This window comes from Pseudoalteromonas pernae (assembly GCF_039831865.1).
Classification (GTDB): domain Bacteria; phylum Pseudomonadota; class Gammaproteobacteria; order Enterobacterales; family Alteromonadaceae; genus Pseudoalteromonas; species Pseudoalteromonas pernae.
The window spans coordinates 221,132-237,223 of sequence record NZ_JBDODM010000001.1; the positions used below are offsets into that span (position 1 = coordinate 221,132).

At 44.8% G+C, this 16,092-nt stretch carries 12 protein-coding genes; 10 read left to right on the plus strand and 2 right to left on the minus strand.

From position 1 onward, the window contains the following. Positions 1–77 precede the first annotated feature (77 nt). The gene (locus V1358_RS00985) at positions 78–1,364 is read right to left on the minus strand and encodes a citrate synthase (RefSeq protein ID WP_347389402.1); all 1,287 of its coding nucleotides are present in this window, start codon (positions 1,362–1,364) and stop codon (positions 78–80) included. A 425-nt stretch (positions 1,365–1,789) separates the two neighbouring features. Between V1358_RS00985 and sdhC the strand changes: the two genes are divergently transcribed. From sdhC to V1358_RS01035, 10 genes are all read left to right on the plus strand, one after another. Next, entirely contained in the window at positions 1,790–2,167 is a 378-nt protein-coding gene (gene sdhC / locus V1358_RS00990; RefSeq protein ID WP_347392304.1) for a succinate dehydrogenase, cytochrome b556 subunit, read from the plus strand. Then, on the plus strand, positions 2,158–2,505 hold the full coding sequence (gene sdhD, locus V1358_RS00995; protein ID WP_347389400.1) for a succinate dehydrogenase, hydrophobic membrane anchor protein: 348 nt from the start codon (positions 2,158–2,160) through the stop codon (positions 2,503–2,505). The genes sdhC and sdhD overlap by 10 nt, the downstream gene beginning before the upstream one ends. After that, a complete protein-coding gene (sdhA, locus tag V1358_RS01000; protein ID WP_347389399.1) occupies positions 2,506–4,278 on the plus strand; it encodes a succinate dehydrogenase flavoprotein subunit in 1,773 nt (590 codons plus the stop codon). It begins immediately after the preceding gene. Between the two features lie 11 nt (positions 4,279–4,289). After that, positions 4,290–5,006, plus strand: a complete 717-nt coding sequence (locus tag V1358_RS01005) for a succinate dehydrogenase iron-sulfur subunit (RefSeq protein ID WP_347389398.1) — start codon at positions 4,290–4,292, stop codon at positions 5,004–5,006. A 113-nt stretch (positions 5,007–5,119) separates the two neighbouring features. Continuing rightward, a complete protein-coding gene (locus V1358_RS01010) occupies positions 5,120–7,933 on the plus strand; it encodes a 2-oxoglutarate dehydrogenase E1 component (RefSeq protein ID WP_347389397.1) in 2,814 nt (937 codons plus the stop codon). Positions 7,934–7,943: 10 nt separating this feature from the next. Further along, complete coding sequence (odhB, locus tag V1358_RS01015; protein WP_347392305.1) at positions 7,944–9,440, plus strand: 2-oxoglutarate dehydrogenase complex dihydrolipoyllysine-residue succinyltransferase; 1,497 nt, start codon at positions 7,944–7,946, stop codon at positions 9,438–9,440. Between the two features lie 182 nt (positions 9,441–9,622). Beyond that, positions 9,623–10,789: an ADP-forming succinate--CoA ligase subunit beta gene (gene sucC, locus V1358_RS01020; protein WP_347389395.1), complete on the plus strand. Its 1,167-nt coding sequence runs from the start codon at positions 9,623–9,625 to the stop codon at positions 10,787–10,789. After that, positions 10,789–11,661: a succinate--CoA ligase subunit alpha gene (gene sucD, locus V1358_RS01025; RefSeq protein WP_347389394.1), complete on the plus strand. Its 873-nt coding sequence runs from the start codon at positions 10,789–10,791 to the stop codon at positions 11,659–11,661. Before sucC ends, sucD begins: the two co-directional genes overlap by 1 nt. 220 nt (positions 11,662–11,881) lie before the next feature. After that, entirely contained in the window at positions 11,882–12,628 is a 747-nt protein-coding gene (locus tag V1358_RS01030; RefSeq protein WP_347392306.1) for a substrate-binding periplasmic protein, read from the plus strand. 163 nt (positions 12,629–12,791) lie between these two features. Beyond that, positions 12,792–13,031: an RNA recognition motif domain-containing protein gene (locus V1358_RS01035; protein WP_347392307.1), complete on the plus strand. Its 240-nt coding sequence runs from the start codon at positions 12,792–12,794 to the stop codon at positions 13,029–13,031. A 108-nt stretch (positions 13,032–13,139) separates the two neighbouring features. Here V1358_RS01035 and V1358_RS01040 read toward each other — a convergent pair whose 3' ends face one another. Beyond that, entirely contained in the window at positions 13,140–15,926 is a 2,787-nt protein-coding gene (locus tag V1358_RS01040) for a M16 family metallopeptidase (protein ID WP_347392308.1), read from the minus strand. Positions 15,927–16,092 lie beyond the last annotated feature (166 nt).

The window sequence follows — 16,092 nt, forward strand, 5'->3', positions numbered from 1 at the left end:
CATTGTAGAGATTTGCTTTGAAATGGCAATAAAAAAGGCCGCCAATTGAGCGACCTTTTAAATGCTTTTAAGCGATATTAACGCTTGTCAGCTGGTACGTAATCACGCTTAGTTGCGCCTTTGTATAACTGACGCGGGCGGCTGATTTTGTGACCAGGTTGAGATAACATTTCATCCCAGTGCGAGATCCAACCAACAGTACGTGCCATTGCGAAGATCACAGTGAACATGCTTGTTGGGATGCCGATTGCTTTAAGAATGATACCTGAGTAGAAATCTACATTCGGGTAAAGTTTCTTCTCAACAAAGTAGGGGTCTTCTAGCGCGATTTGCTCTAGGCGCATTGCTACATCTAGAAGCGGATCTTCAATGTTTAGCTCTTTAAGAACTTCATGACATGTTTCACGCATCACTGTAGCGCGTGGGTCGAAGTTTTTGTAAACACGGTGTCCGAAGCCCATTAGACGGAATGGGTCGTTTTTGTCTTTCGCCTTTGCGATGTATTCGTCGATGCGATCTACAGAACCGATTTGCTTGAGCATGTTCAAACACGCTTCATTAGCACCACCGTGGGCAGGACCCCAAAGTGACGCGATACCCGCTGCGATACATGCGTAAGGGTTAGCGCCTGAAGAACCGGCGATACGCACAGTTGATGTAGATGCATTTTGCTCGTGGTCAGCGTGAAGCATGAAGATACGGTCCATTGCTTTAGCAAGCGTAGGGCTAACTTTGTACTCTTCTGACGGTACAGAGAACATCATATGTAGGAAGTTTTCTGCGTAGCTAAGGTCGTTACGTGGATAAACGAAAGGTTGACCAATCGTGTACTTGTAAGCCATTGCTGCGATTGTAGGCAGCTTAGCAACTAAGCGGATAGCACTGCGCTTACGTTGCGCAGGGTCTGAAATATCAAGGTCTTGGTGGTAGAAAGAAGACATCGCACCAACTACACCACACAACATTGCCATCGGGTGAGCGTCAACGCGGAAACCTTGGAAGAACGCGGCTACCTTCTCGTGCACCATAGTGCTTAGCGTGATTGACTGAGTAAATTTCTCAAGTTCAGCGTCAGTAGGTAGTTCACCGTTTAGTAGTAAGTAGCAAAGCTCTACGTAGTTTGAGCCTTCAGCCAATTGGTCAATTGGGTAACCACGGTGTAAAAGTACACCTTTAGCACCGTCGATGTAGGTGATAGATGAGTCACAAGAGCCAGTTGACATAAAACCTGGGTCGTAAGTGAAGTAACCGTGTGAACCCAAGGTACGAACGTCGATAACGTCCTGACCCGCAGTGCCTTCATAAATTGGAAGCTCAATTGGGTCGTGTCCATCGATATGAACTGTGGCTTTCTTATCTGCCATCTATTTATCTCCTAATAAGAACAACAGCTGATGCTGTTATCATGATACTAATGTTAAGCAAATTCCGATCATTCTAACGTACAAGAGGGGTAGAAAGTCAATTTTAATGCATGTTCGTATAATAAATATTCCTCATAGATTAAATATTATACCAATGGCTAATTCGCAAACCTCTCACACTAAACAAGAATTGTAATATCCTCTGCAGACTTATATACTGTCTGAGGTTCAATACCGTAACGTCTTTGAGTAAATCGTTAATGACAGCTTGATGAAAATTCGCTTTAAAGTCGAATACATAAAGTGAATGTTTTGCATGTATGCGGTTTATTTATGTGAGCGCATTTATGTAGCGATACATAAATGGTTATAAAAACAATGTAGATGGCTCTATTTTTCAATGTGAGCAAGATGGGCAAGTAACTGTGAAAAAGCAAAGACCTGTAAATCTCGATCTAACGACCATCTCTATGCCAGCAACGGCCAAAGCTTCTATTCTTCACCGCGTCACCGGTGTAGCAATGTTCTTTGCCTTGACCTTTGTGATTTGGGCATGGGCTGAGTCTTTATCTTCTCCGGAAGGATTTGAATTTGTCAAAAGCCTGTTAACCGGGTTTGTTGCCAAATTTATCGCCTGGGGTACCCTCACCGTTCTTTCGTATCACTTCATCGCAGGTGTACGCCACTTAATCCAAGATATGGGTCCGTGGAAAGAATTAGACTCAGCTAACGCAACTGCGAAAGCTGGTTTTGTGTTGTGGGCAATTGTTGCTGTTCTAGCGGGAGTTTGGCTATGGTCTTAAATCAAGCATCTCTTAAGCGCAATGGCGTTCAGGATTTCGTATCTCTTCGTGCAACTGCGTTAGTAATCAGCGCATACGCACTGTTTATTATTGGTTATTTGCTATGCACTCCAGCATTAACCTACGACGCATGGTCAGGCCTATTCGGCAACCTAGCAATGAAAGTGTTCACGCTTGTGGCGCTTGCTTGCATCATGGTTCACGCACGTATCGGCCTTTGGCAGGTACTGACTGACTATGTAAAGAACGCAAAGTTACGTGCGTTCCTTGGTTTCGTATTAAACCTAATGGCACTTACTTACGTAGTAATTGGCCTATTCGTACTATGGGGTGTTTAAGTGAAATATTCAGTTCGCGAATTTGATGCGGTTGTAATCGGTGCGGGCGGCGCAGGTATGCGTGCAGCGCTTGCAATCACTGAATCGGGCAAATCTTGTGCTCTAATCTCTAAAGTTTTCCCAACTCGTTCTCACACAGTGTCAGCGCAAGGTGGTATTACCGTAGCGCTTGGTAACTCGCACGAAGATAACTGGGAATGGCACATGTACGATACTGTTAAAGGTTCTGATTATATCGGTGACCAAGACGCTATCGAATACATGTGTAAAACAGGTCCTGAAGCTATCACCGAACTTGAAAACATGGGTCTTCCATTTTCTCGTTTTGAGAACGGTCGCGTATATCAGCGTCCATTCGGTGGTCAGTCTAAAAACTTTGGCGGTGAACAAGCTGCTCGTACAGCTGCAGCTGCTGACCGTACAGGTCACGCGCTTCTTCACTGCTTATATCAGCAGAACGTTAAAAACCAAACAAACGTATATTCTGAATGGTATGCATTAGACCTAGTTAAAAACGACGATGGTGCTGTTGTTGGTTGTACTGCAATCGACATCGAAACTGGCGAAGTTGTTTACTTCAAATCAAAAGCGGTTGTCCTTGCTACTGGTGGTGCAGGTCGTATCTTCGCATCGACTACCAATGCACACATCAACACAGGTGACGGTGTTGGTATGGCAACACGTGCTGGCGTTTCTATGCAAGACATGGAAATGTGGCAGTTCCACCCAACCGGTATCGCAGGTGCAGGTGTACTTGTAACTGAAGGTTGTCGTGGTGAAGGTGGTTACCTTCTTAACAAAGACGGCGAACGCTTCATGGAGCGTTACGCTCCAAACGCAAAAGACTTAGCATCTCGTGACGTTGTTGCTCGTTCAATGATGACAGAGATCCGTGAAGGTCGTGGTTGTGAAGGTCCTTGGGGTCCACACATCAAACTTAAGCTTGATCACCTTGGTGAAGAAACGCTTAACCTACGTCTACCTGGCGTTTGCGACCTTGCGAAAACATTCGCACACGTTGACCCAGCTAAAGAGCCAATTCCAGTAATCCCAACCTGTCACTATATGATGGGTGGTGTGCCGACTAACGTTAACGGTCAGGTTCTAAACGTAGATGATCAAGGTAACGAAAAACTTGTTGAAGGTTTATTCGCTGTAGGTGAAATTGCATGTGTATCTGTACACGGTGCAAACCGTCTAGGCGGTAACTCACTTCTTGACCTTGTTGTATTTGGTCGCGCGGCGGGTAACTTCCTAGGTACTTACCTCAACGGTTACCAAGCTCAGCGTGAAGCGTCTAGCGACAATATTGATGGCGCACTTGCGCGTTTCAACCGTTGGGAAACGTCAACGCCAGGTCAAGGTGAAGACCCAGTACAAATTAAGAAAGACCTACAACAGTGCATGCAGCTCAACTTCTCGGTATTCCGTGAAGGCGATGCAATGGCTACAGGTCTTAAAGAGCTTAAAGAAATTAAAGAGCGTCTGCAGTTTGCACGTCTTGATGACAAATCAAGCGACTTCAATACGCAACGTATCGAGTGTCTTGAGCTAGATAACTTAATGGAAACAGCTTATTCAACCGCTGTTGCTGCTAACTTCCGTACAGAAAGCCGTGGTGCACACTCTCGCTTTGACTTCCCAGAGCGTGATGATGATAACTGGCTATGTCACAGTATCTACAATCCTGAGACTGAGCAGATGTCAAAACGTGACGTAAACTACGCGCCTAAATTGCGTGAAGCATTCCCACCTAAAGCTCGTACTTACTAGGAGAGATGACGATGGCAACTTTAGAATTTTCTGTTTATCGTTACAATCCAGATGTGGATAACGCGCCACGCATGCAAGACTACACACTAGAAGTGGAAGAAGGTCGTGACATGATGGTGCTTGACGCTTTGCTTCTGCTTAAAGAGCAAGATCCAACGCTCGCTTTCCGTCGTTCTTGTCGTGAAGGTGTATGTGGTTCTGACGGCGTTAACATGAACGGTAAAAATGGTCTTGCGTGTATTACTCCGCTTTCAGCATTGCAAAGCAACGGTAAAGGCAAGATTGTAATCCGTCCATTACCAGGTCTACCGGTTGTACGTGACCTCGTAATTGATATGACTCAGTTCTATACTCAATACGAAAAAGTTAAACCGTACCTAATTAATGACACGCCAGCTGCGGGTGAGCGTCTTCAGTCAATCGAAGAACGTGACAAGCTTGACGGCCTATACGAGTGTATCTTGTGTGCGTGTTGTTCGACTTCTTGTCCGAGTTTCTGGTGGAACCCAGACAAGTTTATTGGTCCAGCGGGCTTGCTACACGCTTATCGCTTCTTAGCTGATAGCCGTGATACAGCGACTGAAGAACGCTTGGCTGATTTGGATGACGCTTTCAGCGTGTTCCGTTGTCACAATATCATGAATTGTGTCAACGTATGTCCGAAAGGCTTGAACCCGACAAAAGCGATTGGACAAATCAAATCAATGCTTCTTAATCGTTCGGTTTAAGGGCATAATAAACGCTAAGAATGGCTAGACGTCTGTCTGGCCATTCTTTGATCACTTACTCAGAAATGAGTAAGCCTAAAATGTAAATCTGCGCTAGATAAAAGGGCTTATAAATGCACGATGGTGTGATGAAGGCATGGCTAGAGTCTTCTCATCTATACGGCGGCAACGTTGCGTATGTTGAGGAGCTTTATGAAGCATATCTTGATGATGTGACTTCAGTGCCAGAGCAATGGCGTGAAGTGTTCGAGCAACTTCCAAAAGTGGAAGGCGTGGATGTTGAAACTAAGCATTCACAGGTTAGAGCCGAATTCGCCGAGCTGGCAAAAAACAAACATCGGGAAGTAGTAATCGCAGAAGGGGGTCAAGGTGATCCTAAGCAAATCAAAGTTCTGCAACTTATCAATGCTTTCCGCTTCCGTGGTCACCAAAACGCGAACCTGGATCCATTGGGTCTTTGGCAGCGTGAGCGCGTACGCGACTTGGATTTAGAGTTCCACGGCCTTTCGAAAGAAGATTTTGACACAGAGTTTTATGTAGGTTCATTCGCCGCTGGCGGTGACATGATGAAACTGGGTGACTTATACCACGCACTGAAAACCACTTATTGTGGTTCGATTGGTGCGGAATACATGCACATCACATCGACTGAAGAAAAACGTTGGTTACAACAGCGTCTTGAATCAGTAACAGCACGCCCTAAGTTTGATAACACCACTAAAACCCGTATTTTAAAAGGCTTAATCGCAGCTGATGGCCTTGAGAAATACTTGGGTGCTAAATTCCCTGGTGCTAAGCGATTCTCACTTGAAGGTGGCGATGCACTTGTACCTATGCTTAAAGAGCTAATTCACCGCGCAGGTGAAAGTGGTCAACAAGAAGCTGTCATTGGTATGGCGCACCGCGGTCGTCTAAATGTGTTGGTAAACGTACTTGGTAAGAATCCATCAGCGCTGTTTGATGAGTTCGCAGGTAAGCACAACGATACGCTAGGCTCTGGTGACGTTAAATATCACATGGGTTATTCATCTGATTTCGCAACGGCAGGCGGAAGTGTTCACATGGCACTTGCTTTTAACCCGTCACACCTTGAAATCGTTAACCCTGTAGTTATGGGTTCTGTTCGTGCTCGTCTAGACCGCCTAGCGTGCGAAAGCGGCTCAAAAGCGCTTCCAATCACTATTCACGGTGACTCTGCAATTGCCGGCCAAGGCTGTGTACAAGAGACATTCAATATGTCTCAAACTAACGCATTTAAAGTTGGCGGTAGTATCCGTATCGTTGTTAACAACCAAGTTGGTTTCACAACGTCGAACCCGGATGACACACGTTCTACTGACTACTGTACTGATATCGCTAAGATGGTTCAGGCGCCGATTTTCCACGTGAACTCGGATGACCCAGAAGCTGTGGCATTTGTTACGCAAATCGCGCTAGATTTCCGTAACCAGTTCAAACGTGACGTAGTTATCGACCTTGTTTGTTACCGTCGTCACGGCCACAACGAAGCTGATGAGCCAAATGCAACTCAGCCGTTGATGTATCAGAAAATTAAAAAACACGCAGTACCTCGCGAGATTTATGCGCAGCAACTAATCAGCGAAGGTCTATACAGTGAAGAAGATATCAAACAGTTGGTAGATTCTTATCGCGCTGGCTTAGACGATGGAAACTGTGTGGTTGAAGAGATTCAAAAAGACACTAAGCACTCTTCAGAATGGTCGAAGTTTGTTGGTCATGACTGGGACACGCAATATGATGCGAGTATTCCAGTAGAGAAGCTTAAAGAGCTTGGCGAAAAAGTAGCGTCTTACCCAGAAAACCATAAAGCACAGTCTCGTGTTAAAAAGATTTACGACGATCGTAAATTGATGGCCTCTGGTGAGAAAATGCTTGATTGGGGTATGGCGGAAACACTTGCCTACGCAACGCTTGTTGAAGAGGGCACTGACATTCGTTTGACGGGTCAGGACTCAGGCCGTGGTACATTCTTCCACCGTCATGCTGTTGTTCATAATCAAACTGACGCGTCTACCTATCTACCACTTCAGAACATTAAAGCTGACCAAGGTAAATTCGAAGTGTACGATTCAGTATTGTCTGAAGAAGCCGTACTTGCCTTTGAATATGGTTACGCAACAGCTGAGCCTACAACGCTGGTAATGTGGGAAGCTCAGTTTGGTGACTTCGCCAACGGTGCACAGGTAGTTTTTGACCAATTCTTAAGTTCAGGTGAGCAGAAGTGGGGCCGTCTTTGTGGTCTAACATGTCTTCTACCACACGGCTATGAAGGTCAAGGCCCAGAGCACAGTTCTGCGCGTCTAGAGCGTTTCTTACAACTGTGTGCTGACCATAATATGCAAGTGTGTGTTCCTTCAACACCTGCACAGGTTTATGCAATGCTGCGTCGTCAGGCGGTACGTCCACTTCGTCGTCCACTGATTGTAATGACTCCTAAGTCGCTATTACGCCACCCACTTGCTGTTTCTTCACTAGAAGAGCTGTCTGAGGGCACGTTCCACAACATGATTGACGAGATTGATGATATCGATCCGAAGAAAGTTGAGCGTGTTGTGTTCTGTAGCGGTAAGGTTTACTACGAACTTCTGCAGGAGCGTCGTAAGCTTGAGCTGGACAACGTTGCAATTGTGCGTGTTGAGCAGCTTTACCCATTCCCACACCAGGAAATGGAAAAGATTATTGAGCGCTACAGCCATGTTAAAGATTTCGTTTGGTGTCAAGAAGAGCCACAGAACCAAGGTGCTTGGTACTGCTCGCAACACCACTTCTGGAATTCAATTCCACAAGGCGCAAATCTAACGTACGCTGGCCGTAAGGCATCTGCATCACCGGCATGTGGTTACATGTCTGTACACACTAAAGAACAACAAGCGTTAGTCGCTGACGCGCTTACCATTAAGAAATAAGGGATAAGAGATGACCACAGAAATTAAGGTTCCTGTTCTTCCTGAGTCAGTTGCTGACGCATCAGTTGCAACATGGCACGTGAGTGTTGGCGACAAAGTAAGTCGTGACCAAAACCTAGTTGACATCGAAACTGACAAGGTTGTTTTAGAAGTTGTTGCACCAGCAGACGGTGTAATCACTGAAATCAAAGAAGAAGAAGGTGCAACAGTATTAGCCGAGCAAGTTATTGCTATCATCGGTGAAGCTGCTGCGGCGGATACTGATGCTGCACCAGCATCATCTGAAGAAACAAAAGCTGCGCCTGCTGCTGGCGCTCAAGAAGGTAAAGACGTGGATATCAAAGTTCCTGTACTTCCAGAATCTGTTGCAGACGCAACAATCGCTACTTGGCACGTACAACCTGGGGAAGCGGTGAGCCGTGACCAAAACTTGGTTGACATCGAAACTGATAAAGTTGTTCTAGAAGTTGTAGCTCCTGAAGATGGCGTAATGGGTGAGCACATCCACGCTGAAGGTGACACTGTATTAGCTGAGCAAGTAATCGGCACAATGAAAGCGGGTGCAACTGCAAGTTCTCCTGCTGCAGCATCTGTTCCAGCGGACCAAGATGCTGGTGATGACAGCGCAGCTGACGTACTTACTCCTTCAGTTCGTCGTCTTATCGCTGAAAAAGGCCTTGATGCTTCTAAAATTAAAGGTTCAGGCAAAAACGGTCGTGTAACTAAAGAAGACGTTGATGCTTTCCTTAAGAGTGCGCCGGCTAAGCAAGAAAGCACAGCTGCTGCAACTCCAGCTCCAGTTGGTAATCGTACGCAGAAACGTGTTCCAATGACGCGTCTTCGTAAGACCATTGCTAACCGTCTGCTTGAAGCTAAAAACTCAACTGCTATGTTGACTACGTTCAACGAAGTTAACATGAAGCCAATCATGGATCTTCGTAAGCAGTATCAAGAAGTATTTGAGAAGCGTCACGGTACGCGTCTTGGTTTCATGTCTTTCTACGTGAAAGCGGTTGTTGAAGCACTTAAGCGCTTCCCAGAAGTAAATGCGTCAATCGACGGTGATGATATTGTTTATCACAACTATTTCGACATCAGCATCGCTGTATCTACACCGCGTGGTCTAGTAACACCAGTGCTTCGTGATTGTGACAAGCTATCACTTGCTGAAATCGAAAAAGGCATCAAAGATTTAGCAATTAAAGGGCGCGACGGTAAGCTAACTGTTGAAGATATGACAGGTGGTAACTTCACTATCACTAACGGTGGTGTATTTGGTTCACTACTTTCAACGCCAATCATCAACTTACCACAGTCTTCAATCTTGGGTATGCACAAAATCCAAGACCGTCCGATGGCTGTAAATGGTAAAGTAGAAATTCTGCCAATGATGTACCTAGCGCTTTCTTACGACCACCGTCAAATCGATGGTAAAGAGTCAGTTGGCTTCTTGGTAACTATCAAAGAAATGCTAGAAGATCCTACACGTCTTCTACTTGACGTTTAATTGTCAAACTTTGCATAAAAAATAAGCTGTAACCCTGTGTTGCAGCTTTTTTTTTGCCACCTTTAGTCTTACTAGGGTTTTCAAGCAATGGCTTGGGATCTATACTAGGTGCGCAATTTGGGATGGTTGAATAAATGCATATTTATTCAGCTCTTTTAGTACAAAAAATTGGATAAAGCATCATGAATTTGCATGAGTATCAGGCAAAACAACTTTTTGCCGAATATGGTTTACCAGTTTCTGAAGGTTATGCATGTGACACACCTCAAGAAGCTGCTGAAGCTGCTGATAAAATCGGCGGTGACAAATGGGTTGTTAAATGTCAGGTTCACGCGGGTGGCCGTGGTAAAGCAGGTGGTGTAAAACTTGCTGACAGCAAACAAGAAATCAAAGAGTTTGCACAAAACTGGTTAGGTAAGAACCTAGTAACTTACCAAACAGACGAGAATGGTCAGCCAGTAGCTAAAATTCTTGTTGAAAGCTGCACAGACATTGCTAACGAACTATATCTTGGTGCTGTTGTTGACCGCGCTTCTCGTAAAGTTGTTTTCATGGCGTCAACTGAAGGCGGTGTTGAAATTGAACAAGTTGCAGAAGAAACGCCAGAACTAATTCACAAAGCTGAGATTGATCCACTAGTAGGTCCTCAAGCTTACCAAGCTCGTGAACTAGGCTTCAAATTGGGTCTTAACCCAACACAAATGAAGCAATTCGTTAAGATCTTCATGGGTCTTGCGAACATGTTCAACGATCACGATTTCGCACTTCTAGAAATCAACCCTCTAGTTATCACAGACGAAGGTAACCTTCACTGTCTAGACGGTAAAATCGGTGTTGATGGTAACGCGTTATACCGTCAGCCAAAAATCCGCGCGATGCACGATCCTTCACAGGAAGATGAGCGTGAAGCTCACGCTGCACAGTGGGAACTTAACTACGTTGCACTAGACGGTAACGTTGGTTGTATGGTTAACGGTGCAGGCCTAGCGATGGGTACTATGGACATCGTAAACCTACATGGCGGTAAGCCAGCTAACTTCCTTGACGTTGGTGGCGGCGCGACTAAAGAGCGTGTAGCTGAAGCATTCAAGATCATCCTATCTGACGACAACGTTAAAGCTGTTCTAGTTAACATCTTCGGCGGTATCGTACGTTGTGACATGATTGCAGAAGGTATCATCGGTGCAGTTAAAGAAGTGGGCGTAAACGTTCCTGTAGTTGTACGTCTTGAAGGTACTAACGCTGAACTAGGTCGTGAAGTTCTTGCGAACTCTGGTCTAGACATCATCGCTGCAGAATCTCTAACAGACGCTGCACAGAAAGTTGTTGCTGCTGCGGAGGGCAAATAATGTCTGTACTAATTAATAAAGACACGAAAGTAATCTGCCAAGGTTTCACTGGTGGTCAGGGTACATTCCACTCTGAGCAAGCTATTGAGTACGGAACGCAGATGGTAGGTGGTGTATCACCTGGTAAAGGCGGTCAAACTCACCTTGGTCTTCCTGTGTTTAACACAGTACGTGACGCAGTAGAAGCAACGGGTGCAACTGCATCTGTTATCTACGTACCAGCACCTTTCTGTAAAGATGCAATCCTAGAAGCTATCGATGCTGGCATCGAGCTAATCGTTTGTATCACTGAAGGTATCCCAACACTAGACATGGTTGACGTAAAAGTTAAGCTTGATGAAACTGGTGTTCGCATGATCGGTCCTAACTGCCCAGGTGTTATCACTCCGGGTGAAACTAAGATTGGTATCATGCCTGGTCATATCCACAAGCCTGGTAAAGTAGGTATCGTATCTCGCTCTGGTACACTTACTTACGAAGCAGTTAAGCAAACTACTGACGCTGGCTTCGGTCAATCAACTTGTGTTGGTATCGGTGGTGACCCAATTCCTGGTACTAACTTTATCGACGTACTAGAGATGTTCGAGAAAGATCCGCAAACTGAAGCTATCGTCATGATCGGTGAGATCGGCGGTACAGCTGAAGAAGAAGCGGCTGCGTACATCAAAGACAACGTCACTAAGCCAGTTGTTTCTTACATTGCAGGTGTTACAGCTCCTCCAGGTAAGCGCATGGGCCACGCTGGTGCAATCATCGCTGGCGGTAAAGGTACTGCTGACGAGAAGTTTGCAGCACTAGAAGCAGCTGGCGTACAAACTGTACGTTCACTTGCTGATATCGGTAAAGCACTTAAAGAGAAAACTGGTTGGTAATCTCTGCGCTTTATTGAAAAAGACCCGCTTTTATAGCGGGTTTTTTTATGTCTCATTGTTGCGCTAATGTATTGTGTTGATAGAAATAATTTCACTGTGAGGGGGGATTAACCTTTAACGGCACTTAGTACAGGTTCGTACAATTGTACCTATTAATATCGCTTTGATACGTAAAGAGTTGGACTACACTTAACGTGGATCTTATTCGCGATAGAGAATCATGAAACGACTATCTCGCACTGTATTTGCCATGATGTTATTCACAGTGTCCCATATGGCGTCGAGCCAATATGGTGATATTCATGTGGTCAGTGAAATGTGGCCGAACTTTACACATGAGAATGGTACGGGGCTGTACTGGGACATAGTCAACAGTGCTTATAATGAAGAAAATATCCTATTAGAAGCAACCACTTATGCTCGCGCGTTTAACCAGTTTGAAGGCGACTATGCCGATATTATGTTGGGTATTTATAGTTCCGACATTGAAGATAACAAATACCTAATTCGTTCCGAAAATTACATTGATGTCGATTATGTTGCTGTATGTATTCGCAACGGCCATAAATTCCCAAGCGTAGAAGAGCTAAAAGCTGGTGTGTCGGCCTGGGTTGTAGATTATGGTTACAACGAGATATTTGATATACGTATGTTTTATGAGGTAGAAGATAGAACGAAGGGGCTAAAAATGCTCGCTAAGGGCAGGGTTGATTTCTTTATTGATGCTCTGAGCGAAATTACCAGTGAACTTGATAAAGACTTGGAGCTTAATGCAAAAATCAGTTGCCAAGTTTTTCATGAAGAACCTATTTATCTTGCTTTTCATAATAATGCCAGAGGTGTTTCATTAAAGCAGAAGTGGGATCTGCGGTTTAGCCAGTTAATTGCTAATGGTGAGCTAGAGAAACTGTTTGCGAAATACAATGTGGCTTATCCATTTTTGCACACTGCCGATGCAGTTAAATAGTGCGTTGGTACATGCTAAAAATCTATAAATCTCGCCAAAAGGGCGTAAATAAATCCATTTTCAGTTATTAAATGCTATTTATTCGGGCTACAAAGGGATATTTACTTGGTTTGTTGACACTTAACTGACACACTTAGCGCGTATCTTAATTTAGGCAAATACAATGAAACTTCTAGTTCGCAATTTAGAGCGTACAACTTCTGAACACGATATCCGTGCTCTTTTTTCAACTCATGGCACAGTCACTGAGTGTAATTTAGTACTGGACCAACTTACTGGTCTGTCAAAAGGCTTCGCATTTGTTGAAATGCCCGATGAAAACGAAGCAAAGTCAGCCGTTGAAAAGCTAAATATGGCGGTAGTAGACAAGAGTAAAATCCGCGTAAAAATCGCTCAAAACTAGTGTTTTAAGCCATGCAATTTGCGTTATATCTGGGGCAAAACATATTTTCCCCGCAACAAAAAGCCCCTAATTAAAGGGGCTTTTTAGTGTACAAATCAAATCTAATATTTAATCAAGGTAAGTAACTTCACCCAAGTTTAGGCTTTCGATCTGATCTTTGATTTTCGCTACGTCGCCAACGATAACCCAAGTCAATTGATTTGGCTTAATGACGTTTTTGGCTTCTTTAGCAATGGTTGCTGTATCAGGTGTGCGTACCAAGCTCGCGTAGTTTTCGAGGTATGTTACGTCACGGCCATTGTCATATGCATCTGCAAGTGCGTTCAATAGCGACCATTTCTTTTCATAACGACCCGGAAGCTTCGCTGTTTTGTTTGATACAACTTTCGCGAGTTCTTCTTCAGTCGCAGGTTTGTCACTGATATAACCGTTAAGCTCTTTCAAGATCTCTTGAATGGACTCTTTGGTTTTATCTGTTTGCACCGGTGCATAGACGAAGAACGGGCTTTGCGCGTCAGTATTCATCAAAATGGTGCGCGCACCATAGGACCAACCTTTATCTTCACGAAGGTTCATGTTCATACGTGATGTGAAGCTACCGCCAATGATGGTATTCATCATATCTAAGGTTACTTCGTCTTGTGCGCTTAGGTCTTTCGCGTTAGGTGCTAACAAACCCGAGATGATCAATGACTGCGGTGACTCAGGCTTATCTAATACGAATACGCGAGCGGTTTGTGCTGGTGCTACATTTGGAATTTCAAGCGTCGGCGTTGCTGATGCTGGTTTTTCCCAAGAAGCCAGTGCAGATTCAAGCGAAGACTTAAGTTGCGCTTGGTCGATATCACCCACAACCACTAATCGGCCAAGGTCTGGGCGGATCCACTTGTTAGTGAAAGCCAGTAGGTCATCACGGCTGATTTTAGCCACAGATTCCTCAGTACCTGAACCTGTCAGAGGCTTACCATACGGGTGATTTTCACCATATAGCAATGGTGGTAATACACGTAGGGCGTTATTTGCAGGTTGCGCTTTTTCCTGTTTAATACCTTGAAGAATCAGCTTACGCACACGCTCAATATCGCTGTCAGCGAAAGTAGGGCGCTGCAAGATATCAGCAAAGATCTCTAGGCTAGGCTGCCAGTTCACAGTCATTGCCGACATTGAAATAGATGTACTATCAAGGCTCGCGCTTGTTGAAATAGATGCACCAAGCTTTTCTAGCTCGCCAGCTAATTGAAGTGCATCATATTGACCCGCACCTTCATCCATCATACCCGCTGCAAAATTAGCTACGCCTGGTAAGTCGTTTGCATCCGTTGCTGTGCCTGCGCTGATGTCGAGGCGCACGTTTACAACAGGTGTATCTGTACGTTGTGCCAATACAACTTCTAGACCGTTACTAAGGGTAAAACTTGATACGCTTGGTAGTTCAAGAGCTGGTACGTCGCCGGCATTAGGCACACCTGTTGAGCGGTCAACACCTTCTTCTTTCGCTGTTAGTTTGTCGAATGGGTGAACCGTAAGTACAAAGTCACCGTCGCTCAACCAACGCTGTGCGGCTTGTTTTACATCGTTTGGTGTAGCGCTTGCCATGATGTCGAAAGCTTCTTTATAGAAAGCCGGGTCATCGTGGTAAACCGCACCTGATGCGAGTACGTCAGATTTACCACCAAAACCACCGACACCTTCAACACGTTTAACCCAACCGGCTGCATTAGCAAAACGGATACGGTTAAGTTCATCAGTAGTTGGACCTTCAGCGATAATGCGCGCTACTTCTTCATCAACGATTGCTTCGATTTTATCGATGTTTGCTTTATCTAACGCATCCGCACCAATCATGATTTGGCCCGCTAGTTTACGCTGATAGTTGAATGCGAATACGCTTGATGCAAGTTGCTCGTCGTATACTAGGCGCTGATAAAGACGTGAGTTTTTACCACCCGCTAACACATCACTAAGCAATGATAGATATTCACCGTCAACACTGCCTTTTTCAGCAGTGTTCCACACTTTAACGATACGTGAAGCAGGAACTCGATCTTGAATTGTTAAACGAGTTTGTTCATCACGCTTTGCGATCCATTTTTCGAGTTTACCAACAGGCTTACCTGGTTTGATGTCACCGAAATACTTGCCTACTTTTTGTTTGGCAGTTTCAACATCAATATCACCCGCTAATACGAGTACCGCGTTATTCGGGCCATAGTAATCTTTAAACCACTGGTGCACGTCTTCAAGTGACGCTGCATTTAGGTCTTCCATTGAGCCAATAACTGACCACGAATATGGGTGACCTTGCGGGAAGGTGTACTTCCAAATGTTGTCCCACATAGTGCCGTAAGGCTGTGATTCACCTTGGCGCTTTTCGTTCTGTACAACACCGCGTTGTTCGTCAAGTTTCTCTTGAGTGATGGCGCCAAGCAAGTGACCCATACGCTCCGATTCCATCCACAGTGCCATATCTAGCGCTGGGGTAGGGACGTTTTGGAAGTAGTTGGTTCTATCTGAGTTAGTGGTACCGTTTTGCTCTGTTGCACCAGCACGCTCGAATGGACCGAAATATTCGTCATCGTAGTTTTCTGTGCCGTTGAACATCAGGTGTTCAAATAAGTGAGCGAAGCCAGTTTTACCGACTTTTTCGTTCTTTGCACCTACATCGTACCACACATTTACCGCAACGATAGGCGCCTTACGGTCTGTATGAACGATAACAGTTAGGCCGTTATCTAGGGTGAAAGAATCATATTTAATGTCTACAAACGGAAGGTTTGCTGCTTGGCTACTACCTTGTACTGTTGAAGCTGTGGTATTGCTGTCTGTCGTTGTGGCACATCCACTAAGTGACAACATTACCGCCATGCTAATCGCGCTGAGCGTCATTTTTTTCATTATATTTCCTTGATTTGACTTGTTGGTCTCCCATTAATTCATGGTTAATTTAACATTGCCTAGGCGTTAATTGAATTGAAAGGAGATAACTAACCGCAACGACAATGTAACGAAATGTTTATAGAGATTTTTAGAAGGATTGATGATTAATTCGCAAAGAAAAAGG